This window comes from Cronobacter sakazakii (genome assembly GCF_000982825.1).
GTDB classification, from domain to species: domain Bacteria; phylum Pseudomonadota; class Gammaproteobacteria; order Enterobacterales; family Enterobacteriaceae; genus Cronobacter; species Cronobacter sakazakii.
Genome location: NZ_CP011047.1, coordinates 965,644 through 989,779, shown reverse-complemented (window position 1 = coordinate 989,779; position 24,136 = coordinate 965,644). Strand labels below are relative to the sequence as shown.

25 protein-coding genes are annotated in these 24,136 nt (G+C 55.5%); 15 read left to right on the top strand and 10 right to left on the bottom strand.

Annotated elements, in window-relative coordinates:
* The first annotated feature begins 8 nt into the window (after nt 1-8).
* The 3 genes from pstB (at nt 9) to CSK29544_RS04605 (ending at nt 2,848) form a co-directional block, all read left to right on the top strand.
* Nucleotides 9-782, top strand: a complete 774-nt coding sequence (gene pstB / locus CSK29544_RS04615) for a phosphate ABC transporter ATP-binding protein PstB (RefSeq protein ID WP_004387544.1) — start codon at nt 9-11, stop codon at nt 780-782.
* 58 nt (nt 783-840) lie between these two features.
* Nucleotides 841-1,566: a phosphate signaling complex protein PhoU gene (gene phoU / locus CSK29544_RS04610; RefSeq protein WP_004387543.1), complete on the top strand. Its 726-nt coding sequence runs from the start codon at nt 841-843 to the stop codon at nt 1,564-1,566.
* A 142-nt stretch (nt 1,567-1,708) separates the two neighbouring features.
* On the top strand, nt 1,709-2,848 hold the full coding sequence (locus CSK29544_RS04605; protein ID WP_032975443.1) for an alpha/beta hydrolase-fold protein: 1,140 nt from the start codon (nt 1,709-1,711) through the stop codon (nt 2,846-2,848).
* 182 nt (nt 2,849-3,030) lie between these two features.
* Here CSK29544_RS04605 and yieH read toward each other — a convergent pair whose 3' ends face one another.
* Entirely contained in the window at nt 3,031-3,696 is a 666-nt protein-coding gene (yieH, locus tag CSK29544_RS04600) for a 6-phosphogluconate phosphatase (RefSeq protein ID WP_007891054.1), read from the bottom strand.
* Nucleotides 3,697-3,865: 169 nt separating this feature from the next.
* Here yieH and CSK29544_RS04595 point away from each other — a divergent pair, with 169 nt between their 5' ends.
* The gene (locus CSK29544_RS04595; RefSeq protein WP_004388039.1) at nt 3,866-5,203 is read left to right on the top strand and encodes an NCS2 family permease; all 1,338 of its coding nucleotides are present in this window, start codon (nt 3,866-3,868) and stop codon (nt 5,201-5,203) included.
* Nucleotides 5,204-5,235: 32 nt separating this feature from the next.
* On the opposite strand, the gene CSK29544_RS04590 is transcribed toward CSK29544_RS04595, so the two are convergent.
* The 4 genes from CSK29544_RS04590 to CSK29544_RS04575 all read right to left on the bottom strand — a co-directional run bounded on the left by CSK29544_RS04590 (nt 5,236) and on the right by CSK29544_RS04575 (nt 8,789).
* Nucleotides 5,236-5,805, bottom strand: a complete 570-nt coding sequence (locus CSK29544_RS04590) for an NADPH-dependent FMN reductase (protein ID WP_004388038.1) — start codon at nt 5,803-5,805, stop codon at nt 5,236-5,238.
* Nucleotides 5,806-5,829: 24 nt separating this feature from the next.
* Nucleotides 5,830-6,579, bottom strand: coding sequence for a 4'-phosphopantetheinyl transferase family protein (locus CSK29544_RS04585; RefSeq protein WP_007891055.1), 750 nt, complete (start codon nt 6,577-6,579; stop codon nt 5,830-5,832).
* Nucleotides 6,580-6,793: 214 nt separating this feature from the next.
* Complete coding sequence (locus CSK29544_RS04580; RefSeq protein WP_029039514.1) at nt 6,794-7,654, bottom strand: LysR family transcriptional regulator; 861 nt, start codon at nt 7,652-7,654, stop codon at nt 6,794-6,796.
* Nucleotides 7,655-7,820: 166 nt separating this feature from the next.
* Nucleotides 7,821-8,789 (bottom strand): IS5-like element IS903B family transposase, encoded by a 969-nt coding sequence (locus CSK29544_RS04575; protein WP_022649395.1) that lies wholly within the window; start codon nt 8,787-8,789, stop codon nt 7,821-7,823.
* 175 nt (nt 8,790-8,964) lie between these two features.
* Between CSK29544_RS04575 and CSK29544_RS04570 the strand changes: the two genes are divergently transcribed.
* From CSK29544_RS04570 to CSK29544_RS04540, 7 genes are all read left to right on the top strand, one after another.
* A complete protein-coding gene (locus tag CSK29544_RS04570) occupies nt 8,965-9,711 on the top strand; it encodes a 2OG-Fe dioxygenase family protein (RefSeq protein ID WP_007891071.1) in 747 nt (248 codons plus the stop codon).
* Nucleotides 9,695-10,177 (top strand): GNAT family N-acetyltransferase, encoded by a 483-nt coding sequence (locus tag CSK29544_RS04565; RefSeq protein ID WP_004388034.1) that lies wholly within the window; start codon nt 9,695-9,697, stop codon nt 10,175-10,177. Before CSK29544_RS04570 ends, CSK29544_RS04565 begins: the two co-directional genes overlap by 17 nt.
* The gene (locus CSK29544_RS04560) at nt 10,159-10,881 is read left to right on the top strand and encodes an AzlC family ABC transporter permease (RefSeq protein ID WP_007891074.1); all 723 of its coding nucleotides are present in this window, start codon (nt 10,159-10,161) and stop codon (nt 10,879-10,881) included. Before CSK29544_RS04565 ends, CSK29544_RS04560 begins: the two co-directional genes overlap by 19 nt.
* Nucleotides 10,857-11,183: an AzlD domain-containing protein gene (locus tag CSK29544_RS04555; RefSeq protein ID WP_007891076.1), complete on the top strand. Its 327-nt coding sequence runs from the start codon at nt 10,857-10,859 to the stop codon at nt 11,181-11,183. Before CSK29544_RS04560 ends, CSK29544_RS04555 begins: the two co-directional genes overlap by 25 nt.
* A gap of 40 nt (nt 11,184-11,223) precedes the next feature.
* Nucleotides 11,224-12,138 carry a type 1 periplasmic-binding domain-containing protein gene (locus CSK29544_RS04550; RefSeq protein WP_029039569.1) on the top strand — a complete coding sequence of 305 codons (915 nt, stop codon included), beginning with the start codon at nt 11,224-11,226 and terminating at the stop codon, nt 12,136-12,138.
* A gap of 59 nt (nt 12,139-12,197) precedes the next feature.
* Complete coding sequence (locus CSK29544_RS04545; RefSeq protein WP_007872265.1) at nt 12,198-12,596, top strand: rhodanese-like domain-containing protein; 399 nt, start codon at nt 12,198-12,200, stop codon at nt 12,594-12,596.
* A 295-nt stretch (nt 12,597-12,891) separates the two neighbouring features.
* Nucleotides 12,892-13,317 (top strand): hypothetical protein, encoded by a 426-nt coding sequence (locus CSK29544_RS04540; protein ID WP_007891080.1) that lies wholly within the window; start codon nt 12,892-12,894, stop codon nt 13,315-13,317.
* Between the two features lie 110 nt (nt 13,318-13,427).
* On the opposite strand, the gene mnmE is transcribed toward CSK29544_RS04540, so the two are convergent.
* The 5 genes from mnmE to rpmH all read right to left on the bottom strand — a co-directional run bounded on the left by mnmE (nt 13,428) and on the right by rpmH (nt 17,283).
* Nucleotides 13,428-14,792, bottom strand: coding sequence for a tRNA uridine-5-carboxymethylaminomethyl(34) synthesis GTPase MnmE (gene mnmE, locus CSK29544_RS04535; RefSeq protein WP_007891084.1), 1,365 nt, complete (start codon nt 14,790-14,792; stop codon nt 13,428-13,430).
* A 100-nt stretch (nt 14,793-14,892) separates the two neighbouring features.
* A complete protein-coding gene (gene yidC, locus CSK29544_RS04530) occupies nt 14,893-16,545 on the bottom strand; it encodes a membrane protein insertase YidC (RefSeq protein ID WP_012126180.1) in 1,653 nt (550 codons plus the stop codon).
* 2 nt (nt 16,546-16,547) lie between these two features.
* A complete protein-coding gene (gene yidD / locus CSK29544_RS22455) occupies nt 16,548-16,805 on the bottom strand; it encodes a membrane protein insertion efficiency factor YidD (protein ID WP_004386003.1) in 258 nt (85 codons plus the stop codon).
* Nucleotides 16,769-17,128, bottom strand: coding sequence for a ribonuclease P protein component (rnpA, locus tag CSK29544_RS04525; RefSeq protein WP_004386002.1), 360 nt, complete (start codon nt 17,126-17,128; stop codon nt 16,769-16,771). The genes yidD and rnpA overlap by 37 nt, the downstream gene beginning before the upstream one ends.
* A gap of 14 nt (nt 17,129-17,142) precedes the next feature.
* Nucleotides 17,143-17,283, bottom strand: a complete 141-nt coding sequence (gene rpmH, locus CSK29544_RS22450) for a 50S ribosomal protein L34 (protein ID WP_000831330.1) — start codon at nt 17,281-17,283, stop codon at nt 17,143-17,145.
* Between the two features lie 607 nt (nt 17,284-17,890).
* On the opposite strand from rpmH, the gene dnaA reads away from it, so the two are divergent.
* The 4 genes from dnaA to gyrB all read left to right on the top strand — a co-directional run bounded on the left by dnaA (nt 17,891) and on the right by gyrB (nt 24,054).
* The gene (dnaA, locus tag CSK29544_RS04520; protein WP_029039570.1) at nt 17,891-19,276 is read left to right on the top strand and encodes a chromosomal replication initiator protein DnaA; all 1,386 of its coding nucleotides are present in this window, start codon (nt 17,891-17,893) and stop codon (nt 19,274-19,276) included.
* Nucleotides 19,277-19,280: 4 nt separating this feature from the next.
* Entirely contained in the window at nt 19,281-20,381 is a 1,101-nt protein-coding gene (dnaN, locus tag CSK29544_RS04515; RefSeq protein ID WP_004386000.1) for a DNA polymerase III subunit beta, read from the top strand.
* Between the two features lie 156 nt (nt 20,382-20,537).
* On the top strand, nt 20,538-21,611 hold the full coding sequence (gene recF, locus CSK29544_RS04510) for a DNA replication/repair protein RecF (protein WP_004385999.1): 1,074 nt from the start codon (nt 20,538-20,540) through the stop codon (nt 21,609-21,611).
* A 28-nt stretch (nt 21,612-21,639) separates the two neighbouring features.
* Nucleotides 21,640-24,054, top strand: a complete 2,415-nt coding sequence (gyrB, locus tag CSK29544_RS04505; protein ID WP_004385998.1) for a DNA topoisomerase (ATP-hydrolyzing) subunit B — start codon at nt 21,640-21,642, stop codon at nt 24,052-24,054.
* The last annotated feature ends 82 nt before the right edge of the window (nt 24,055-24,136 follow it).

Genomic DNA, 24,136 nt, shown 5'->3' with positions numbered 1-24,136 from the left:
CGATTGAGATGAGTATGGTTAATAAGGCCCCGGGCAAGATTCAGGTTCGCGATTTGAACTTTTACTACGGGAAATTCCATGCCCTGAAAAACATCAGCCTGGATATCGCCAAAAACGAAGTGACCGCGTTTATCGGCCCGTCTGGTTGCGGTAAATCCACGCTGCTGCGTACCTTCAACAAAATGTTTGAGCTCTACCCGGAGCAGCGCGCGGAAGGCGAAATCCTGCTGGATGGCGAAAACATTCTGAACCACTCCCAGGATATCGCGCTGCTGCGCGCGAAAGTGGGCATGGTGTTCCAGAAGCCGACGCCTTTCCCGATGTCAATTTACGACAACATCGCGTTTGGCGTGCGTCTGTTTGAGAAACTCTCCCGCGCCGATATGGACGAACGCGTGCAGTGGGCGTTGACCAAAGCCGCATTATGGAACGAAACCAAGGATAAACTGCACCAGAGCGGGTACTCTCTCTCCGGTGGTCAGCAGCAGCGTCTGTGTATCGCCCGCGGCATCGCTATCCGTCCGGAAGTGCTGCTGCTGGACGAACCGTGTTCGGCGCTGGATCCGATCTCCACGGGCCGTATCGAAGAGCTCATTACCGAGCTTAAGCAGGATTACACCGTGGTTATCGTGACGCACAACATGCAGCAGGCGGCGCGCTGTTCCGATCACACGGCGTTTATGTACCTTGGCGAGCTGATCGAGTACAGCAACACCGACGATCTCTTCACCAAGCCGAAAATGAAACAGACCGAAGACTATATTACCGGTCGCTACGGTTGATATGCCCGGATTTCTCATGTGGGCCGCTTTTGAATTTATCGGGCATGTGGAGTGCTAAATGGATAATCTGAATCTGAATAAACATATTTCCGGTCAGTTCAACGCTGAGCTGGAATACATTCGCACCCAGGTGATGACCATGGGCGGGCTGGTGGAGCAGCAGCTCTCCGATGCGATCACCGCCATGCACAACCAGGACAGCGAACTGGCCAAACGCGTTATCGACGGCGATAAAAAGGTCAACATGATGGAAGTGGCGATCGATGAAGCCTGCGTGCGCATCATCGCCAAGCGCCAGCCGACCGCGAGCGATCTGCGTCTGGTGATGGCCATCATTAAAACCATCGCGGAGCTGGAGCGTATCGGCGACGTGGCGGATAAAATCTGCCGCACCGCGCTTGAGAAATTCTCGCACCAGCACCAGCCGCTGCTGGTGAGCCTGGAGTCGCTTGGCCGCCATACCGTACAGATGCTGCATGACGTGCTGGACGCCTTCGCGCGTATGGATCTCGATGAAGCGGTACGTATCTATCGCGAAGATAAAAAAGTCGACCAGGAATATGAAGGCATCGTGCGTCAGCTGATGACCTATATGATGGAAGATTCCCGCACCATTCCGAGCGTTCTGACCGCGCTCTTCTGCGCCCGATCTATCGAGCGTATCGGCGACCGCTGCCAGAATATCTGCGAATACATTTTCTATTTCGTGAAGGGCCAGGATTTCCGCCACGTGGGCGGCGACGAGCTGGATAAACTGCTCGCCGGTAAAGATCCGAAAGAATAAGTCTGTCGCCCTCGCCACGCGCGAGGGCAATTTTGGGGCGCGCGTCGCCCCTTTTGCGGATTTTACTCAATACTATAAGGGGTTACCGAGCACGTTATAAAAGGATAAATCCGTGAAATTACCTTCCCGTACCGCTCTCGCGATGGCAGCCGTGATTGGTTGCGCCAGTTTATCCGCCTTCAGCGCGCCGCTGCCGGCACCCGATCCGTCTATTCCGGTCAGCCATTACATCACGCAGGTGAATCCCGATAAATCCATTACCTTCCGCCTGTTCGCGCCCCAGTCGAAGCGCGTGGCGGTCGTGCTCGGCGCGACGGCGGACAGCCAGGTGTCCCATGAGATGCGCAAAGAGGCGAACGGCGTCTGGAGCTGGAAGAGCGCGCCGATGACGCCGGATCTGCACGAGTATTTTTTTGACGTTGACGGGTTTCGCTCCATCGATACCGGCAATCCGTATGTGAAACCGCAGCGCCAGCCGAATATCTCGCTGATTCTGGTACCGGGCAGCATTATTGATGACCGGGCGGTGCCGCACGGCGATCTGCGCACGCTGACGTACCACTCCGGCGCGCTGAAATCGGAGCGGCGGGTGTACGTCTGGACGCCGCCGGGCTACAGCCGTGAAAGTGAGCCGCTGCCGGTGCTCTACTTCTATCACGGCTTTGGCGATACCGGGCTTTCCGCCGTTACCCAGGGCCGTATCCCGCAGATGATGGATAACCTGCTGGCGGAGGGAAAAATTAAACCAATGCTGGTGGTTATCCCGGATACCGAAACGGATATCGCCGACGCGGTGCCGGAGAATTTTCCGCCCGCCGAACGTCGCAAAGATTTCTACCCGATTAACGCCCGCGCGGCGGATAAAGAGCTGATGAACGATATCATTCCGCTGATCGGGCAGCGATTTAACGTGCGTCAGGATGCGCAGGGGCGCGCGCTGGCGGGGCTGTCGCAGGGCGGCTACCAGGCGCTGGTGTCAGGCATGACGCACCTGCAAAGCTTCGGCTGGCTGGCGTCGTTGAGCGGCGTGACCACCGCCACGGTGCCGAATGACGACGTGACGAAACAGCTCTCCCGCGCGGACGAGGTGAACAGCCAGTTGCGTAACTTTACGCTGGTGGTGGGCGATAAAGACAGCGTGACGGGCCGGGATATCGCCGGGTTGAAAACCGAGCTTGAGCGCGACGGCGTGAAATTTGATTACCACGTTTATCCGGGGCTCGGCCATGAAATGGCCGTATGGCGCCCGGCCTATGCCGAGTGGGTGCAGAAGATTTTTTAATGGTGGTTGATGTGGGGTGGTAGGGGCGAGTTGTCAAAGGTGGGCGCGCTGGCGCTTACCCACCCTACAAAAATTCTGCATCCCTGCACAGGTGGGTGCGCTGCGCTTACCCACCCTACAAAATTCTGTATCCACACCGTAGGGCGGGTAAGCGAAGCGCACCCGCCGTCACCACCTGCAGATCAGCGCGTCACATCCCAGCCGCGAGCCCGCCATAAATCCGGCAGTTGCGCTAAATCGGTAAACACCGTCACATTCGGATGCTCCAGCGGCGGGTTATGCGGATCGGCACAGAAATAATACACCTGCATCCCGGCGACGATGCCTGCCTTTGCGCCGGCGGCGGAATCATCCACCAGAATGCAGCGCTCCACATTCACCTGCATCGCATCGGCGGCAAAATGCATTAACGCCGGGTCGGGTTTCCAGCGCTGAATATCGTAGCCGCTGAAGAGTTTATCGGTGAAATAGCGCAGCATCCCGGTTTTGCCGAGCGACTGCTGCATTTTGCTCACCGGGCCGTTCGAGACGATACACATCGGCACCGCCATTTTCTCAAGCAGCGCCGCGGCACCCACGATCTCTTTGAGCTCCGCGTCAAAAAGGCGCGCCACTTCCGCGCGGTAGACCGGCTCAAGCTCGGCTTTCTCCAGCTGCACGCCATATTCAGCATTGATAGTATCAATGATTTCGTAGAGCTTTACGCCCTTAAAGCGCTTAAACACCTCTTCCAGTTCAAGCGTAATGCCTGCCCTTGCGAACATATGTACATAGGCGCGGGAGCAGATCACTTCGCTATCCACCAGCGTACCGTCGCAGTCGAAAAATACCGCTTCAATTCGGGACATGCCGTTTCCTGTTGTTGCAAGTTGAACGATTACTCTAAGCGCTTTGCGTCACGCAATCGATGCCGTATAAGCAAATTCAATGAAAAAAAGTGTGTGACGACCGTCAATATCGGGCCTTTTTGGTATAGGATAGCGACGAATTTTTCCCCTCCTTGTACGGAATTAAAGAATGAGCCAACAACAGACGTCCCAGGCCGAAGAGCAGGGATTGCTTGAGCGCGTATTTAAATTACGCGCGCACGGCACCACGGCCCGCACCGAGGTGATCGCAGGCGTAACGACCTTCCTGACGATGGTGTATATCGTTTTTGTAAACCCGCAGATCCTTGGCGCGGCTGGCATGGACACCAGTGCAGTCTTCGTAACGACCTGTCTTATCGCCGCGTTTGGCAGCATTCTGATGGGCCTGCTGGCGAATCTGCCCGTTGCGCTGGCACCGGCGATGGGCCTGAACGCCTTCTTCGCGTTTGTGGTGGTTGGCGCGATGGGGCTTTCCTGGCAGGTAGGGATGGGCGCGATTTTCTGGGGCGCTGTCGGCCTGCTGCTGCTGACCATTTTCCGCGTGCGCTACTGGATGATTGCCAATATTCCGGTGAGCCTGCGTATCGGGATCACCAGCGGTATCGGCCTGTTTATCGGCATGATGGGGCTTAAAAACGCGGGCGTTATCGTCGCGAACCCGGAAACGCTGGTGGCTATCGGTAATCTCACCTCCCACACCACGCTGCTTGGCGTGCTGGGCTTCTTTATCATCGCTATTCTCGCCTCCCGCAACATTCACGCGGCGGTGCTGGTCTCTATCATTGTGACCACACTGCTGGGCCTCGCGTTTGGCGATGTGCATTTCAAAGGCGTGGTGTCAGAGCCACCGAGCGTAATGACGGTGCTGGGCCATGTTGACCTCGCGGGCTCGCTGGATATCGGCCTCGCGGGCGTAATTTTCTCGTTTATGCTGGTCAACCTGTTCGACTCCTCCGGCACGCTGATTGGCGTGACCGACAAGGCCGGCCTTGCCGATGAAAGCGGCAAATTCCCGCGCATGAAGCAGGCGCTGTATGTGGACAGCATTTCGTCGGTGGCGGGCTCGTTTATCGGAACGTCGTCCGTAACCGCTTATATCGAATCCTCATCTGGCGTCTCCATTGGCGGGCGCACCGGCCTTACCGCGGTCGTGGTCGGCCTGCTGTTCCTGCTGGTGATTTTCCTCTCGCCGCTGGCGGGCATGGTGCCGCCTTACGCCGCTGCGGGCGCGCTGATTTACGTGGGCGTGCTGATGACGTCCAGCCTGTCGCGCGTGAAGTGGGATGACCTGACCGAAGCGGTGCCGGCGTTTATCACCGCCGTCATGATGCCGTTTAGCTTCTCGATTACTGAAGGTATCGCGCTGGGCTTTATCTCTTACTGCGTGATGAAGATTTTCACCGGTCGCCTGCGCGATCTGAACGCCTGTGTGCTGGTTGTGGCGCTGCTGTTCCTGCTGAAAATCGTCTTTATCGACGCGCATTAATCAAAAAGGCCAGCGAATCGCTGGCCTTTTTATTATTCGCGGCGCACCCGCTTGATGTACTCCGCAAACGCGGTCAACTGGCCGGTCAGGTGATCCAGCGTGCTTTGGTCCACCACTTCGCCGGTCTGTGTATCGACTTTGTTCTGAATCGCCCCGCCCATAAACTCCGGTTTGTTCATCACCATCGCATCGAGGAACACCAGAATCTGTCGCAGATGATACTGGCAGCGCGCGCCGCCAATCGCGCCCATTGAGCTGGTCTGAATAAGCACCGGCTTGCCCGCGAGCGGCTGGTCGGGCAGGCGCGACAGCCAGTCAATGGCGTTCTTCAGCCCGCCCGGCACCGAATAGTTATACTCCGGCGTCACAATCACCACGCCGTCTGCTTCGCGGATCTGCGCGGCTATCGCTTCCACTGTCTGCGGAAAGCCTTCTTCCTGCTGGATATCGGCGTCATAAATCGGGATGTCGCGAATCGAGGGCAGCTCGTCCACCGTCATACCGGCGGGGGCCAGTTTTGGCAACGTGCGTGCGACCATCGCGTTAAAGGAGCCTTTGCGCAGGCTGCCAATCAGCGTTACTACCTTAAGCGTGTCAGACATTGAAACCTCCGGGCGTGTCAAAGCTTAGTTAATACTCATCGCTTTTTCCGAGGGCAGACTGGTAAAGCGCATCAGACGCGTATCCGGGCTGGTGCTGCGTTTACGCATATCCGGCAGGCTGCGCCAGCCCTGTATGCTGTCATATTCCCACAGATACAGCTTTTCAATAGCGGGCGATACCGCCACTGTCCAGATTAATACGTCTTCAGCATCGCACGCCGCTTCCACATGCGGAAATTGCGCCACGCGCAGTTTGCCGGCACCTGGCAACAGCTGGAAATGCTGACCGTCATCATTCTGCTGGCCTGTCAGCTTCAGCAGGCTGCGGCGCAGCGTCACCAGCTGGGTACGCGCTTCCAGCGGGTCATTTTGATTATCCACCCAGATGGTTTCATTTTTGCTAAGCGTATGGCCGGTTTGCGGTGCGAGAGGGTGCGTAAACGTGCGAGTGGCGGGCTGTAGTTCCATATCCAGCCCACAACAGCCTTCGGTGGTAATCGCCACACCCAGCATATTGCCGGTATGGGCGAGAGAGAAGTCCGCAAGGCCTGGGTCGGTAAAGCGCGGGCGGCCCTGCTCGTTGACCACGATTTCCGGCAGCACAGGAATGCCATAGAGCATAAATACCAGCTCGGCCAGCAGCGAGCGCGACGCCAGAAAACGGCTGCGGCGGTGCTCCGGCAGGTGTTGCGAGGCTTTCAGCGCGTCGGCTGAGAGCCTGGGGGAGATGCTGAGTTCGGGGCCAAGCGTCCTTCTTGCAAAATGCGTTGCCATTTTTCGCTCCGTGATAATGGTCACTAACGGGTAATTATCGAAATGATAAATGCATAATCTGCAACTCATCAGCCCGATAGTGTTTAGGTTTTAATGCCTAATGCGGACGCTGAAAAGTACTCTGTACGGACTTTTACAAAATTATCACATGGCCAGGGGCAACACACCGTTATAAAAGCGCGATCCTGCGCTCTCAGGGCTGTGGCAGAACCGTTTATGCGGTCAGCGGGATCTCTGGCAGATGCACCACATTGTTATAGAACGATTCCAGATCATGCTCGGTCAGAATCGGTTCTTTCATTATCAGATGCACATCAAGCACATCTTCAAAGCCCGGCAAGATATTCAGGCCGTTCGCCTGCGCCAGATCCTGAGAAATAATCCCGATGCTGCTGAAACTCTTCATCAGGGAAACGGTAATCAGCTCACTGCCGGAGAAAATCACGCTGGCCTCCTGCAGGAGCGGCTTATGCCGGGCGGTAAATTTATCAAAGCTCGCGGAGTACGGGCATTCCGCCAGCGGTTGCACCAGCGTGGTGGCGGCGGCGGCGCTTTCTGCCGAGCAGGCGGCAATCACTTTAATATTCAGCCCGGTTAATTTGATGCTGTAGAAGCCGGGCGGCACGTTCCCACCCAATACCACTGCGATGTCCGTTTCGTCTTTGGCGATTTTCACCAGATTTTCCGGTGATTCCGACGTGCTGAAAATTACGCTGTAGTCGCTCAGTTTGTCGATCATGAAGTTGATGATTTTCTTATTAGTATCGACAGAGAAGGTACTGTTGAGTGCGATGCGAATGGGCGTTGTCGTGCTTTTCTTAAGCTGTTCGGCTTTGAGGCGCAGGTGCTCGGAAGTTTTGACGACATTCATAATATAGGGCAGTAAATCCTTACCCTCAGACGTTAGTACCACGCCTTTATTATTGCGATTAAATATTTTAAAACCAAAATATTCTTCCGCTTTGTTAAGTTGCGCCGCCAGCGCCTGAATAGTGATATTCGCCTCTTCCGCGGCACAGGTTAGCGAACCCATCTGCGCGGTTTTTAGCAGATTCCTCAAAACCTTAATATCCATATGTCACCCCATGACGTGCCGGTCTTTCCTTTATATCAACCGCCATAAGAATTATCAATTGATACGCGGACATTACGCTGACCGAAAACTCCGGTTTTGCTGGTTTTTTCGGCTTTGTTGAATAAATCAGATTTCGGGTAAGTCTCCCCCGTAGCGGGTTGTGTTTTCAGGCAATACGCACGCTTTCAGGCATACCTGCTTTCGTCATTTTGTTCAGCGCTCGTACCAGGGCCATAGCCTCTGCAACCTGACCATCGTAGTCACGCAGTGTCAGTGAACCTCCGAACAGCTGTTTTACCCGGTACATCGCCGTTTCCGCTATCGAGCGACGGTTATAATCTGTTGTCCATTTCCACCGCGCATTACTCCCGGTCAGCCGCTGATTCGCAACAGCACGGTTACGGTCTGCATATTCACCGGGCCAGTAACCCGCGCCTTTTCGGGGCGGGATAAGCGCGCTGATTTTCTTACGCCGCAGTTCATCGTGACAGAGCCGGGTGTCGTAAGCGCCGTCTGCCGATGCTGCCCTGATTTTTCTGTGAGTCTGCCGGATAAGACCCGGGAAGGCTTCTGAGTCCGTCACATTGTTCAGCGACAGGTCTGCACAGATGATTTCATGTGTGTTGCTGTCAACTGCCAGATGCAACTTTCGCCAGATACGGCGGCGTTCCTGGCCATGTTTTTTGACTTTCCATTCGCCTTCACCAAAGACCTTCAGCCCGGTGGAATCAATCACCAGATGCGCGATTTCACCCCGGGTGGGCGTTTTGAAACTGACATTAACCGACTTTGCGCGCTTGCTGACACTGGTGTAATCCGGGCAGCGCAACGGAACATTCATCAGTGTAAAAATGGAATCAATAAAACCCTGTGCAGCCCGCAGGGTCAACCTGAACACGCGTTTAATGACCAGAACGGTGGTGATGGCGAGATCAGAATAGCGCTGAGGTCTTCCCCGTGATGAAGGCGTTGCCGACTCATACCAGGCCTGAATAGCTTCATCATCCAGCCAGAAAGTTATGGAGCCACGGTTGATGAGGGCTTTATTGTAGGTGGGCCAGTTGGTGATTTTGAACTTTTGCTTTGCCACGGAACGGTCTGCGTTGTCGGGAAGATGCGTGATCTGATCCTTCAACTCAGCAAAAGTTCGATTTATTCAACAAAGCCGGTTTTTTCGGTCAGAAAGACCTCAAAACGGCTTGCTTAAAATGATTATTAAGGTGACTGAAAAAGAATTGAATATAAATAACTTAATTAACTGGTAGTTTAACACAAAACCTCCCTACCAACCCTGGATGAATATAGAATATATGTTACAGCTCAATAAAAACATCGGCGATGACCTGAGAAAAAATAAAGCGGTAAATGTTCTGGGTTTAGATTTCTCACTGACGGGTGGATTTAGCGACTTCGTTAAATTCACGCAAAGCTGGGAAACGATGGGCATTGATAAATTCTATGGTCAGGCCGATCGCGGAACGCGTTATCGCCGTTACAGCGATTTTGATTACAACCCGGTTACTAAAACGCTAACGCCGCTCGGCCATCGCGCGTATGAACAATCGGTCGAGAATAATAAATATGTTGGTGGTATTGAACGTCACTTTGATGATATTACCACTGAGGTATTACATTCACCGGTATTACGTGCGCTGGTGGAGCTGGATTTCAACGTCTATAAAGAAGTGCTGCCGCCGGAATTGCATAATGAAGTCTGGCAGTGCCAGATTCATCAAATCCGCATTGAAATTAAACCTGGCTGTGAACTGGAAATCACGCCAGAAGGCATCCACTGCGACGGCTATCCGTTCAGCGGCGTTCACTTCTGGGGCCGTCATAACGTTGAAGGCGCCATGAGCCAGGTCTTTAAGAAAGACGGCACGCTGGTGGATTCCGGTACCTATCGCAATATTCTCGACACCACCTTTTTCCTCGATCGCGAAATGCTGCATTACGTGACCAGCGCGTTTAACCCGACAGAAGACGCGATGGGCTTTCGTCAGATAATCGCCGTTTCGTTTTCAAGACCGGGGACGGAATATGATATCATCAAATAAACTCCAGCTTGTTTCTTCGGACGTTGAAAAAAACACGGCACCGGATGGGTTAGTCATTTCTAAAGCGACTATTAACGATGCCTGCGATATTGTCAGCTTTTTAAAATTCTTTAAAGAGGTGGCTTTTTGTGAATGGCAGGATGAAGAACATATTCGCAAAATTGTCGCGGCAGAAAATGCCCGCTGTTATTTAGCGAAAGACCAGAATGGCGTCCTGGTGGGCGCTATTATTGGCGGTATGCTCGGCACACGCGCCACGCTAAATCACATCGCGATTTCGCCTATTTTCAGGAATAACAAAATAGGTACGGTACTGACAAAAACCATTCTGAATGATTTTTATCTGAGCGGTATTAAACGTGTCTTTTTGTTTATTGAAGATAAAAACCAGGTCGCGTTCAAATTCTGGCGTTCCCAGGGTTTTCAACCGACCACAGGAGAAACGACGTGCGAACTGGATCTTTAAAAAACCTGAATTACGCCGAGCGTAGCGATCTTAAAGAAAGCCTGTTGAATGCCTCGCCGATTATGGCGGGGTATTTCGTCGTCGCGTTTGTCTTCGGCGTCATGTGCATCAACGCCGGTCTGCCGGTCTGGTTCCCGGCGGCGATGTGCCTGTTTGTCTATGCGGGAACGGCGCAATTCGCCGCGCTGACGCTGCTCACTTCGGGCGCGTCACTGCTGCCCATTGTGCTCTCGACACTGCTTATCAATTCCCGACATATTTTGATGTCGATGTATATGTCGAAGAAACTCGGCCCTATTGGCATGGCCGGGCTGAAAAAATCGCTCTACGCCTTCGGGCTTACCGATGAATCCTTCGCAATGCACAGCCAGCGCCTGGAGAGCCGTATCGCGACGACGGCGAGTTATCTGCTGAGCTTCAATGCCTTTTGCCATGTGTCGTGGGTGGTGGGCGGCTTTGCGGGGGCGGTGGCGTCTGAGTATCTGGCGAAATTCATCAGCTTCAAACTCGACTACGCGCTCACGGCCATGATGCTGTTCGTGCTGGTCGCGCTCTGTAATACCACCGGTAAGCGCATCGTCGCGCTGGTCTCTGTTGCGACCACGATCGGTATGAACTTTATCCATATTTCACCGTTGAACGTCTTTGTGGCGACGGCGGTCGGTTGCGGAGTCGGCGTATGTCTCAAGAAATCTTCCTCCTGATTGTCATCTTCTCAATGATGGCGGTGACGTTTGCGATTCGTCTAATCCCGCTGCATTTAAGCCCGGAGCGCACGCCGCGCTTTATTAACGCGGTGATTGAGTACATTCCGGCCGCGGTGATTTCCAGCATTACGATCCCGGCGCTGTGTTTTCCGCAAAACGCGGGGTTCAGTTTATATAACGCCAGCGTCCTGGCGGCGTTGCCCGTCGTATTCACTGCCTGGTTTACGAAGAATTTAATTGTCAGTGTGGTGGTGGGTGTTATCTGTCAGGTGCTCGCCAGCCATTTTCTTTTTGGGTAATTCACCGCTTCGGCGCACGGACAAAGGATCGACGCTATTAATGAAACGTATTGCCTGCGTGGCCTGCCTTGATCCGAAATTTTCTGTGCATGCGCATACTTTTTTACGTGCCGTAGTGCTCGCCAGACATGGACAGCTGGTAAAAGAGGCGCAGATCAGACTGTTTGACGACGGCGGCAGTCGGGAGGGCGCGCTGCGCGCTGCGCGGGAGATAGCGGCCTGGGGGGCGGACGCTGTCGTCGGGCATTATGTCTCTTCCGCGGCGGCGGCCGCCGCGCCCGAATACGCCAGACACGGCGTGCCGCTGTTTCTGCCCGCCGCGACTGCCAGCCATCTGACGCGCAACGAAACGACATGGCGGCTCTGCGATAACGACGCCGACTATGTCGCATGGCTGAAAGAACAGGTCAGTCAGGCGCAGTGGCAGGTCGCTACACCTGAACATGACGGCTCGCTGCATGGCATCAGCGTATCAGAACAACTGGCGGCAGCGCTGCCGATTACGCCCTATGGTCCGACACGGATATTTACAGGCCGCTACGCCGCGTCGGTTCGCTATGCCATTCGCTGGGCGCATATTGAACTGCCCGGGCGGTTGATTCTGACAGGCGACGCGGGCTCACCCGCGCTGGTGCCGGATTTGCTGGCGCACGGTATCGATCCTAATCAGCACGAGATCCTGATTGCGGGCATTAGTCCGCACCCTGTTGGTGAGATAGCCCATTTGGTACGCCAGACCTGGCAGCGACGCTGGGGCGGTGAGCCAGGCGCGTACCTGTGGGAAACGCTGGCGGCTATCCAGACGGCGGCGGCGTTTCCGCATATCCCCGCCCGAACGGTACTGGGGCCGCTGCGTTTCGATGCGCGGCGCGAGAGCCGCCCAGGCCATTTTCGACTCTGGCAGGTGACGCGCCAGGGCTTTATCGCTTATCAGCCCGTACCGGAGACGATATGACATCGCCCAGTGCGCTGACTGGCGCTTCACCATTACCCATCTGACGACACGAGGAATTTATGTCAAACCTTGAGCAACTGGCGTATTACCAAAAAAAACTCTCCTTTGAAGCCGATTCATGGGATCTCTATCTCGCGCTTAATGCCGGGGAAAATATTGTCGTCGTGGATGGCCGTAGTGAAGAGGCGTACCAGCGCGAGCATATTCCAGGCGCGATTAACCTGCCGCATAAAGCGCTGTGTTTTAACAACACCGCGGAGCTGGATAAATCTAAAGTCTATATCTGCTATTGCGATGGCATCGGCTGTAACGGCTCGACCAAAACCGCGATGAAACTGCTGACGCTGGGTTTTCAGGTAAAAGAGCTTATCGGCGGGCTGGACTGGTGGAAACGCGATGGTTACGCCACCGAAGGCCATCAGGGCCGCGACGGTACGCCGATCAGCTGCGGCTGCTGATATAAAAAGCGTGGTGCTGCGGTGAGAAGAAGCGCCACGGAAAAATTCACGGAGAACGGCTGACAATGCCGTTCTTTTTTTGCCTGAACCATGCTGCTGGTTAATAACATCGGTGGTTGAAAACCCGGTTATCGCGGCGTCCGGATATTCATTTTATGAAGCGCAATCAGGTTGATATTCCTGCCAATAATTAACGTTACTGGCGGGAAAATAAGTTACATTTTGCAAAGCCGGTTGGTTGTAAGTTTCGTTATTCAGGAAAGGAGTTTTACCGTGCAGTGAGGGTGCACATCATATGAAAAAAGCAGCCCTGTTTTTCCTGCTGGCAATCTTTGTTTGCCCCTTAGCGCAGAGCCGTGAATGTTCTAAAGAGAAAGCAGAAGCGGCAGAAAACGCAGTAGATAACCTTAAAACATGGGCAGAGGTTTATGAGAGTTACAGGAATTACTTGCCATGTGATGAGGGAAGTATTGGTGAAGGCTATTCTGAAGCGATAATTCGTCTTTTGGTTGATCGCTGGAGCGAATTACCGGCTTTAGATGCACTGGGAAAACGTAGCGCACCTTTTGAACGTTGGGTGCTGAGTCATATCGACTCCACGCTCGGCTCAGACGATCTGCAAAAGGTGAGCGATACCGCTAAAACGCAATGCCCATCAGGACATACCGCGCTGTGCGAAAAGATAGCGGTGGCGGCTTCTAAAGTGATAAACGAAGGTTGATTCACCTTTTAGGATGCCATGCTGTATTACTGCTCTTTATAAATAAAAACCCACCTTATCAAGTATTAAGGTGGGTTAGTGGATGCTTACTTGCTCAGGCGAAGCGGGCGTTACTTACCAATACAGAAGCTGGAGAAAATACGGCCGAGCAGGTCGTCGGAGGTAAATTCGCCGGTTATCTCGCTTAGCGCCTGCTGCGCCAGACGCAGCTCTTCGGCCAGCAGTTCGCCAGCCCATGCGCCAAGCAACTGCGCTTTGCCCTGCTGCAAGTGATTCGCCGCGTCTTCCAGTGCCTGGAGATGACGACGGCGGGCCAGGAAGCCGCCTTCCATGCTGGTATCAAACCCCATGCTTTGCTTCAGATGATTGCGCAGCACGTCCACGCCCTCATTCGTGCGCGCCGAAAGGCGGATAAGTGAGTGACCATTCACTTCGCTTATGCCGGGCTGTTCGCCGGTGACGTCCGCTTTATTACGCACCACGGTGATCGGCAGTTTCGCGGGCAGACGGGCGATAAAATCGGGCCAGATTTGCGCCGGGTCGGTGGCGTCGGTCGTCGTACCGTCAACCATAAACAGTACGCGGTCGGCCTGTTCGATTTCCTGCCAGGCGCGCTCAATGCCGATGCGCTCCACTTCGTCGCTCGCCTCGCGCAGACCGGCGGTATCGATGATGTGCAGCGGCATACCGTCGATATGAATATGTTCGCGCAGCACGTCGCGGGTGGTGCCCGCAATATCCGTCACAATCGCCGCCTCGCGGCCCGCCAGCGCGTTCAGCAGGCTCGATTTGCCCGCGTTCGGACGACCTGCAATCACCACTTTCATCCCTTCGCGCAGCAGGCTGCCCTGACGCGCTTCGGCGCGTACCGCGTCGAGATCGCCGATGACCTCGTTAAGCTGCGCCTCGATTTTGCCGTCGGAGAGAAAGTCGATCTCTTCATCGGGGAAATCGATAGCCGCTTCGACAAAAATGCGCAGGTGCGTCAGCGCTTCGACCAGATGGTTCACGCGCGCGGAGAATGCGCCCTGTAGCGAGTTCAGCGCCGAGCGCGCCGCCTGTTCAGAGCTGGCGTCAATCAGATCGGCGATGGCTTCCGCCTGGGCGAGATCGAGCTTGTCGTTGAGAAACGCCCGCTCGGAGAATTCGCCGGGCCGTGCGATACGCACGCCGGACAGGGTGAGGATGCGCTTTAACAGCAGATCCAGAATCACCGGGCCGCCGTGACCCTGCAGCTCCAGCACATCTTCACCGGTAAAGGAGTTCGGGCCAGGGAACCACAGCGCGATGCCCTGATCGAGCGCGGTACCGTCCGCGTCTTTAAATGGCAGATAATCGGCATAGCGCGCTTTCGGCAGCTTGCCGAGCACGGCCTGCGCCACGTCCCGCGCCTGTTGGCCGGAGACGCGAAGAATGCCCACGCCGCCGCGTCCGGGAGGCGTCGCCTGGGCGACAATAGTGTCGTTATGGCTCATGGTCTTTCTGTCACTCTGTCTGGCGGGGCGTTTTCTCTGCCCCACGTAAAGAAAAAGGCGGTCATCAGACCGCCTTCCATTTTAGCGTTGCCCTGACGAATCAGGCTTTCTTCTTCTTCTCGCGGCTGTGCAGACCGCGTTTTTCCAGACCGCGGTAGATCAGCTGCTGCTGAAGGATGGTCACCAGGTTGCTGACGATATAGTACAGCACCAGACCGGACGGGAACCACAGGAAGAAGACCGTAAAGATGACCGGCATAAAGGTCATGATCTTCTGCTGCATCGGGTCGGTCACGGTGGTCGGCGACATCTTCTGGATGAAGAACATGGTCGCGCCCATCAGGATCGGCAGAATGTAGTACGGGTCCTGCGCGGAAAGGTCGTGGATCCACAGCGCGAACGGCGCGTGACGCAGTTCCACCGAGCCCATCAGCATGTAGTACAGCGCAAGGAAGATTGGCATCTGGATGAGCAGCGGGAAGCAGCCGCCCAGCGGGTTTACTTTCTCCGCTTTGTACAGCGCCATCATCTCCTGGCTCATGCGTTGCTTATCGTCGCCCAGACGCTCGCGCATCGCCTGAATCTTCGGCTGCAGCAGGCGCATTTTCGCCATGGAGGTGTACTGCGCTTTGGTCAGCGGGTACATCACGCCACGAACGATAAAGGTGATGGCGATAATCGAGAAGCCCCAGTTGCCAAGGAAGCTGTGGATCCATTTCAGCAGCTTGAACAGCGGCTGAGAGATGAACCACAACCAGCCGTAGTCAACGGTCAGGTCAAGATGCGGCGCGACCTGCGCCATTTTGTCCTGAATTTCCGGACCCACCCACAGGGTGCTGGCAAGTTTGGCGGTCTGGCCTGGCTGAACCTGAACCGGCTCAGATTTGTAACCGATAGCCGCAACGCCATGCCCCAGATCGGCGGTATAGAAGTTGCTGGTCACATTGCTTGCCGGAACCCACGCGGTCGCGAAGTACTGCTGGAGCATCGCTACCCAGCCGCCTTTGGCGTTTACGTTCAGGTTCTCGTCGTCAGCGATGGTATCGAACTTATATTTCTCGTACTTCTCGTCCGGCGTGGAGTAAGCCGCGCCGCGGAAAGTATGCAGAGCAAAGTTGCTGCTGCCGGTGTCGCGGTGGCTCGGCAGGTCGATAGTTTGCTTCAGCTGACCGAATGAAGAGATTTCAAGCGGCTGCGTACCGGCGTTCTTCACGTCGTAACCCACATAGACCGCGTACTGGCCGCGTTTCAGGGCGAACGTTTTGGTGAAGGCGTTACCTGCCTCGTCAGTGAAGGTCATCGGGATCACCAGCTCATCCTGGCCGTCAGCCAGAACATAGGTGTCACGCTCGGTGTTATACAGCGGGCGACCCTTGTTGTTATTCGGGTTGTCCGGGCCGTTACGACCGGTCAGGCCGCTCTGAGCCTGATAAACGAAGTTTGGCGTCGTTTCCAGCAGCTGGAAAGGTTCGCTGGAGCCCAGCTCTTTCGGGTATGCCAGCAGAAGCGCCTGCTCGATGTCGCCACCACGGGTATTGATGGTAAGAGAGAGGACATCGGTCTTAACGGTAATGAGTTTCCCCTGGCCACTGGCCGGTACGCCCTGGCTTGCGGCGCTACCCGCTGCGGTGGTCGTAGTCTGCGTGGTCTGCTGAACCTGAGGTTTTGGAGCTTTATCTTGCTCCCAGGTTTGCCAGATCATGAAAGACACGAACAACAAAGCGATGACAAGAAGATTGCGTTGCGAATCCATCGTTAGTGTTCTCTGGTATCAAAAGGTCCTGGCGGGACGGGGTCGTCGCCACCCGGGTTCAAAGGGTGGCATTTTAATACGCGTTTCACTGTCAACCAACTGCCTTTTAACACCCCAAACCTGCGCAATGCCTCAATTCCGTACTGCGAACAGGTGGGGTGAAAACGGCAATGCGGCCCGAGAAGCGGACTAATGAAGCGTTGATAGACCCGGATTAGGGCTATCAGGAGCCGCGAACCAGGCGACAATGACGACGCCATAATTTTTCCAAAGCTTCCGAAAGCTCCCGGTTATCGAGGTCGGCAATCCCGCGCTTCGCCACCACCACGAAATCCATCGGAGGGAGTTCATGCTGACGTAAACGAAAGCTTTCACGCGTCAGACGTTTAATCCGATTGCGTTCATGCGCGCGTTTAACGTTTTTCTTGGCGACGGTAAGACCGATGCGGGGATGCCCCAGCGAATTAAGGCGGCCGAGGATGGTGATTTGCGGCGTGCCAGCCCGTTGTGGCTGCTGGAAGACGAAGGTGAAATGAGCGGGAGTTAACAAACGTAACTCCCTGGGAAATGCGAGCTTAACCACTAAAGGGTTAGCTATTACTTGGAAACGGTCAGACGAGCGCGGCCTTTAGCACGACGACGTGCCAGAACCTGACGACCATTTTTAGTAGCCATACGAGCACGGAAGCCGTGAGAACGGTTGCGCTTCAGTACAGACGGTTGAAAAGTGCGTTTCATGGCGATTTCTACCTAAACTTGAATAAATTCACTGACTTTGCGTATGCGCGAACGGCCTGCCGGACGACTTACGCCAAAGTAATCGACGATTAAAGAGGCCGGATTGTAATAATTGTACACTCCGGAGTCAATTCACTTTCCTTATTTCCCGCGCTTTTCCCCTCGGTTTGAGGATAAAAAACACGCAAAATTCAGGCGATAAACCGCGCTTTACGCACCGGGTGGGGAATTATACGGGCTCGCCGCCAAAGCGCAAGGATCGTCAGGGATCTTCCTTAGATCGATAACGCGCGGTTTTCCGGATCGTCATTAATTTTTCCGATATGCCGGGTAAAACGCACCGCAGCCGCCAAAGGATCGATTACACTTAAGCGTCCTGACGCAGGCCTGTGGATAAATCGGGAAGAATCTGTGAGAAACAGGAGATCTCTGGCTCGCTTTAGGCTATGATCCGCGGTCCCGATCGGGATCCCTGATCTCAGCCTCGGGTAAAAACCGCAAATAGCGGTTCGCACGCCTCCCGACTCGGGGCTTATCGGCGTGTGTCAACAATCATGAATGTTTCAGTCTTCGTCTTTTATCGACTTTTGTTCGAGTGGAGTCCGCCGTGTCACTTTCGCTTTGGCAGCAGTGTCTTGCCCGATTGCAGGATGAGTTACCAGCCACTGAATTCAGTATGTGGATACGCCCCCTACAGGCGGAACTGAGCGATAACACGCTGGCTTTGTATGCGCCAAACCGGTTTGTGCTCGATTGGGTAAGGGACAAATACCTCAATAATATTAACGGATTACTGAATGATTTCTGCGGCTCTGACGCGCCGCTGCTGCGCTTTGAAGTCGGCACGAAACCCCTGGCGACTGCGACAACCGCACCGGCAAGCCAGGCGGTAAAACCTGCGCAGGCCGCGCCTGCGGCGGCACCCGTGCGTCCGGCGTGGGACAACGTGCCCGCTCCCGCGGAGCCGTCATACCGTTCGAACGTCAACGTCAAACACACCTTTGATAACTTCGTTGAGGGTAAATCTAACCAACTGGCCCGCGCGGCGGCGCGTCAGGTGGCGGATAACCCCGGCGGCGCGTATAACCCGCTTTTCCTTTATGGCGGCACGGGTCTGGGTAAAACGCACCTGTTGCACGCGGTGGGCAATGGCATTATGGCCCGCAAGCCCAACGCCAAAGTGGTCTACATGCACTCTGAGCGTTTCGTCCAGGACATGGTAAAGGCGCTGCAAAACAACGCTATCGAAGAGTTTAAACGCTACTACCGTTCGGTGGATGCGCTGCTTATTGATGATATTCAGTTCTTCGCCAATAAAGAGCGATCCCAGGAAGAGTTTTTCCACACCTTTAACGCGCTGCTGGAAGGCAATCAGCAGATCATTCTGACCTCGGATCGCTATCCAAAAGAGATCAACGGGGTTGAGGATCGTCTGAAATCGCGCTTCGGCTGGGGTCTTACGGTAGCCATTGAGCCGCCGGAGCTGGAAACTCGCGTAGCGATCCTGATGAAAAAGGCGGATGAGAACGATATCCGTCTGCCGGGCGAAGTGGCCTTCTTTATTGCCAAGCGTCTGCGATCCAACGTGCGTGAGCTTGAGGGCGCGCTGAACCGCGTGATCGCCAACGCCAACTTTACCGGCCGCGCGATTACTATCGATTTTGTGCGCGAGGCGCTGCGCGATCTGCTGGCGCTCCAGGAAAAACTCGTCACCATCGACAATATTCAGAAGACGGTGGCCGAGTACTACAAGATCAAGGTGGCGGATTTGCTCTCCAAGCGGCGTTCCCGCTCGGTGGCACGCCCGCGCCAGATGGCGATGGCGCTCGCCAAAGAGCTGACCAACCACAGCCTGCCGGAGATCGGCGATGCGTTTGGCGGCCGCGACCACACTACGGTGCTGCACGCCTGCCGCAAGATTGAGCAGCTGCGTGAGGAAAGCCACGATATCAAAGAAGATTTCTCCAATTTAATCAGAACATTATCTTCGTGACGCTATGAAATTTACCGTTGAACGTGAACACTTATTAAAGCCGCTTCAGCAGGTCAGCGGCCCGCTGGGCGGTCGTCCGACGCTGCCTATCCTCGGCAACCTGTTGCTTCAGGTCGCGGATGGCGCGCTGTCGCTGACCGGCACCGATCTGGAAATGGAAATGGTGGCGCGCGTCGCGTTGGTGCAGCCGCACGAGCCGGGCGCGACCACCGTGCCTGCCCGTAAATTCTTTGATATCTGCCGCGGCCTGCCGGAAGGCGCGGAAATCGCGGTTCAGCTGGATGGCGACCGTATGCGCGTGAGCTCCGGGCGTAGCCGTTTTTCGCTCTCCACGCTGCCGGCAGCGGATTTCCCGAATCTGGACGACTGGCAGAGCGAAGTGGAATTCACGCTGCCTCAGGCGACCATGAAGCGTCTTATCGAAGCTACGCAGTTTTCCATGGCGCATCAGGATGTCCGTTATTATCTCAACGGCATGCTGTTTGAAACCGAAGGCGAAGACCTGCGAACCGTCGCGACCGACGGCCACCGTCTGGCGGTCTGCGCGATGCCGGTCGGCCAGCCGTTGCCGAACCATTCGGTGATCGTGCCGCGTAAAGGGGTGCTGGAGCTGATGCGTATGCTTGATGGCGGCGACGCCCCGCTGCGCATCCAGATCGGCAGCAACAATATTCGCGCGCACGTCGGCGATTTTATCTTTACCTCGAAGCTGGTCGATGGCCGCTTCCCGGATTACCGTCGCGTACTGCCGAAGAACCCGGACAAAACGCTGGAAGCGGGCTGCGATATTCTCAAGCAGGCGTTTGCCCGCGCGGCCATTCTCTCCAACGAGAAATTCCGCGGCGTGCGTCTGTATGTGAGTGAAAACCAGCTCAAAATCACCGCCAACAACCCGGAGCAGGAAGAGGCGGAAGAGATCCTCGACGTCACCTACGCGGGCGCGGAGATGGAGATCGGCTTCAACGTCAGTTATGTGCTGGACGTACTGAACGCGCTCAAATGCGAGAATGTTCGTATTTTGCTGACAGATTCAGTATCGAGCGTGCAGATAGAAGATGCGGCGAGCAGTTCCGCGGCCTATGTTGTTATGCCCATGCGTCTATAGAAAATATCGGGCTATCTTACTTGCCATTTTCAACCTGGGCAGTGCTCGCCCCTGTCACGTACGCCGTGTACGCTCCAGGGCCTGCGCGCTGTCCGCGTTGAAACTGGCTGCGCCGATAACGCCCTGGGTTTGCTGTAAAGGCGGAAAAGTCACTCTATGTCTCTGACGCGTCTCCTTATCAAAGATTTCCGCAATATTGAAAACGCGGATCTCGCGCTCTCTCCCGGTTTTAACTTTCTGGTTGGCGCGAACGGCAGCGGGAAAACCAGCGTGCTGGAAGCGATTTACACGCTGGGCCACGGACGCGCGTTTCGCAGTCTGCAAATCGGTCGCGTGATCCGCCACGAACAGGATGCTTTTATTCTCCACGGGCGGTTGCAGGGCGACGAGCGCGAAGTCTCGGTCGGCCTGACGAAAGATCGCAACGGCGACAGTACGGTGCGCATCGACGGCAGCGACGGTCACAAGGTCGCCGAACTGGCGCAGCTGATGCCGATGCAATTAATTACCCCCGAGGGGTTTACTTTACTCGGCGGCGGCCCCAAATACAGAAGAGCGTTCCTCGACTGGGGATGCTTCCATAACGAACCGGGCTTCTTTGTGGCCTGGAGCAACTTAAAGCGCCTGCTCAAACAGCGCAACGCCGCGCTGCGACAGGTGACCCGCTATGAACAACTGCGCCCGTGGGACCGTGAACTGGTTCCGTTGGCCGAACAGATAAGCCAGTGGCGCGCCAGCTATAGCGAAGCGATCGCCAACGACATGGCCGATACCTGCGCGCAATTTTTGCCGGAATTTTCGCTCACGTTTTCTTTCCAGCGCGGCTGGGAGAAAGAGAGCGACTATGCCGATGTGCTGGAGCGCGGCTTCGAGCGCGACCGGATGCTGACCTACACCGCGCACGGCCCGCACAAGGCCGATTTCCGCATTCGCGCCGACGGCGCGCCGGTGGAAGATACGCTGTCGCGCGGACAGCTCAAGCTCCTGATGTGCGCGCTGCGTCTGGCCCAGGGCGAGTTTCTGACTCGCGAAAGCGGGCGGCGCTGCCTGTATCTGATAGATGATTTTGCCTCTGAACTCGACGATGCCCGACGTGGGCTTCTGGCGCAGCGCCTGAAGGCTACGCAGTCGCAAGTCTTTGTCAGCGCGATCAGCGCTGAACATATTCTCGACATGACGGACAAAAATTCGAAGATGTTCGCTGTCGATCAGGGTAAAATAACGGATTAACCCAAGTTAAAATGAGCGAGAAACGTTGATGTCGAATTCTTATGACTCCTCCAGTATCAAAGTCCTGAAAGGACTGGATGCGGTGCGTAAGCGCCCGGGTATGTATATCGGCGATACGGATGACGGCACCGGTCTGCACCACATGGTATTCGAGGTGGTAGATAACGCTATCGACGAAGCGCTCGCGGGTCACTGTAAAGATATCGTCGTGACTATCCATGCCGACAACTCCGTCTCGGTATCGGATGACGGGCGCGGCATTCCGACCGGTATCCACCCGGAAGAAGGCGTTTCGGCGGCGGAAGTTATCATGACCGTGCTGCACGCGGGCGGTAAATTTGATGATAACTCCTATAAAGTCTCCGGTGGTCTGCACGGCGTAGGCGTATCCGTGGTTAACGCCCTGTCCCAGAAACTGGAGCTGGTGATTCGCCGTGAAGGTAAAATCCACCAGCAAACTTACGTGCACGGCGTGCCGCAAGCGCCGCTGGCCGTAACCGGCGACACCGATCAGACCGGTACTCAGGTCCGTTTCTGGCCAAGCCTCGAAACCTTCACCAACGTCACTGAGTTTGAATACGATATTCTGGCGAAGCGCCTGCGCGAACTCTCGTTCCTGAACTCCGGCGTGTCGATCCGTCTCGTGGATAAGCGCGACGGTAAGCAGGACCACTTCCATTACGAAGGCGGCATCAAGGCGTTCGTTGAATACCTGAACAAGAACAAAACGCCGATTCACCCGAATATCTTCTATTTCTCCACCGAAAAAGACGGTATCGGCGTGGAAGTGGCGCTGCAGTGGAACGATGGCTTCCAGGAAAATATCTACTGCTTCACCAACAATATTCCGCAGCGCGACGGCGGTACGCACCTGGCGGGCTTCCGTGCGGCGATGACCCGTACGCTGAACGCCTATATGGATAAAGAAGGCTACAGCAAGAAAGCGAAAGTCAGCGCTACCGGCGATGACGCGCGTGAAGGCCTGATTGCCGTTGTGTCCGTTAAAGTGCCGGACCCGAAATTCTCCTCCCAGACCAAAGACAAGCTGGTCTCCTCCGAGGTGAAATCGGCGGTTGAGCAGCAGATGAACGAGCTGCTGGCGGAATATCTGCTGGAGAACCCGAACGACGCGAAAATCGTGGTCGGCAAAATTATCGACGCCGCGCGCGCCCGTGAAGCGGCACGTAAAGCGCGTGAAATGACCCGTCGTAAAGGCGCGCTCGATCTCGCAGGGCTGCCGGGCAAACTGGCGGATTGCCAGGAGCGCGACCCGGCGCACTCCGAACTCTACCTGGTGGAAGGGGACTCCGCGGGCGGTTCTGCAAAACAGGGCCGTAACCGTAAGAACCAGGCGATCCTGCCGCTGAAAGGGAAAATCCTGAACGTGGAGAAGGCGCGCTTTGACAAGATGCTCTCTTCCCAGGAAGTCGCGACGCTGATTACCGCGCTTGGCTGCGGTATCGGCCGTGACGAATACAACCCGGATAAACTGCGCTACCACAGCATCATCATCATGACCGATGCTGACGTCGATGGCTCGCACATCCGTACGCTGCTGTTGACCTTCTTCTACCGTCAGATGCCGGAAATTATTGAGCGCGGCCATGTCTATATCGCCCAGCCGCCGCTCTATAAAGTGAAAAAAGGCAAGCAGGAACAGTACATTAAAGACGACGAGGCGATGGATCAGTACCAGATCGCCATCGCGCTGGACGGCGCGACGCTGCATGCGAATGCCAGCGCGCCTGCCATTGCCGGTGAAGCACTGGAAAAACTCGTCTCTGAGTACAACGGCGCGCAGAAGATGATCAACCGTATGGAGCGTCGTTACCCGCGCGCGCTGCTGAAAGAGCTTATCTATCAGCCGACGCTGTCCGAAGAGACGCTGGCCGATGAAGCGAACGTGACCCGTTGGGTCTCTGCGCTTATCACCACACTCAATGACAACGAGCAGCACGGCAGCGTCTGGAAATACGATATCCGTGAGAATGCGGAAACGCGTCGTTTCGAGCCAGTGGTGCGCGTGCGTACCCACGGCGTTGATACCGATTACGTGCTCGACCACGAGTTTGTGACCGGTGGTGAATACCGTCGTCTGTGTACGCTTGGCGAGAAGCTGCGCGGCCTGATTGAAGAAGACGCGTTTATCGAGCGCGGTGAACGCCGTCAGCCGGTGGCAAGCTTCGAGCAGGCGCTGGACTGGCTGGTGAAAGAGTCCCGTCGCGGCCTGTCGATTCAGCGTTATAAAGGTCTTGGCGAGATGAACCCGGAGCAGTTGTGGGAAACCACCATGGATCCGGAAAGCCGCCGTATGCTGCGCGTGACGGTAAAAGACGCGATTGCGGCCGATCAGCTCTTTACCACGCTGATGGGCGACGCCGTTGAACCGCGTCGCGCCTTTATCGAAGAAAACGCCCTGAAAGCGGCGAATATCGATATCTGATGGTCGTTATGGCGGGTGGCGCTTCGCTTACCCGCCCTACAACAGCACACAAGGCGGGTAAGCGCAGCTTCACCCGCCTTTA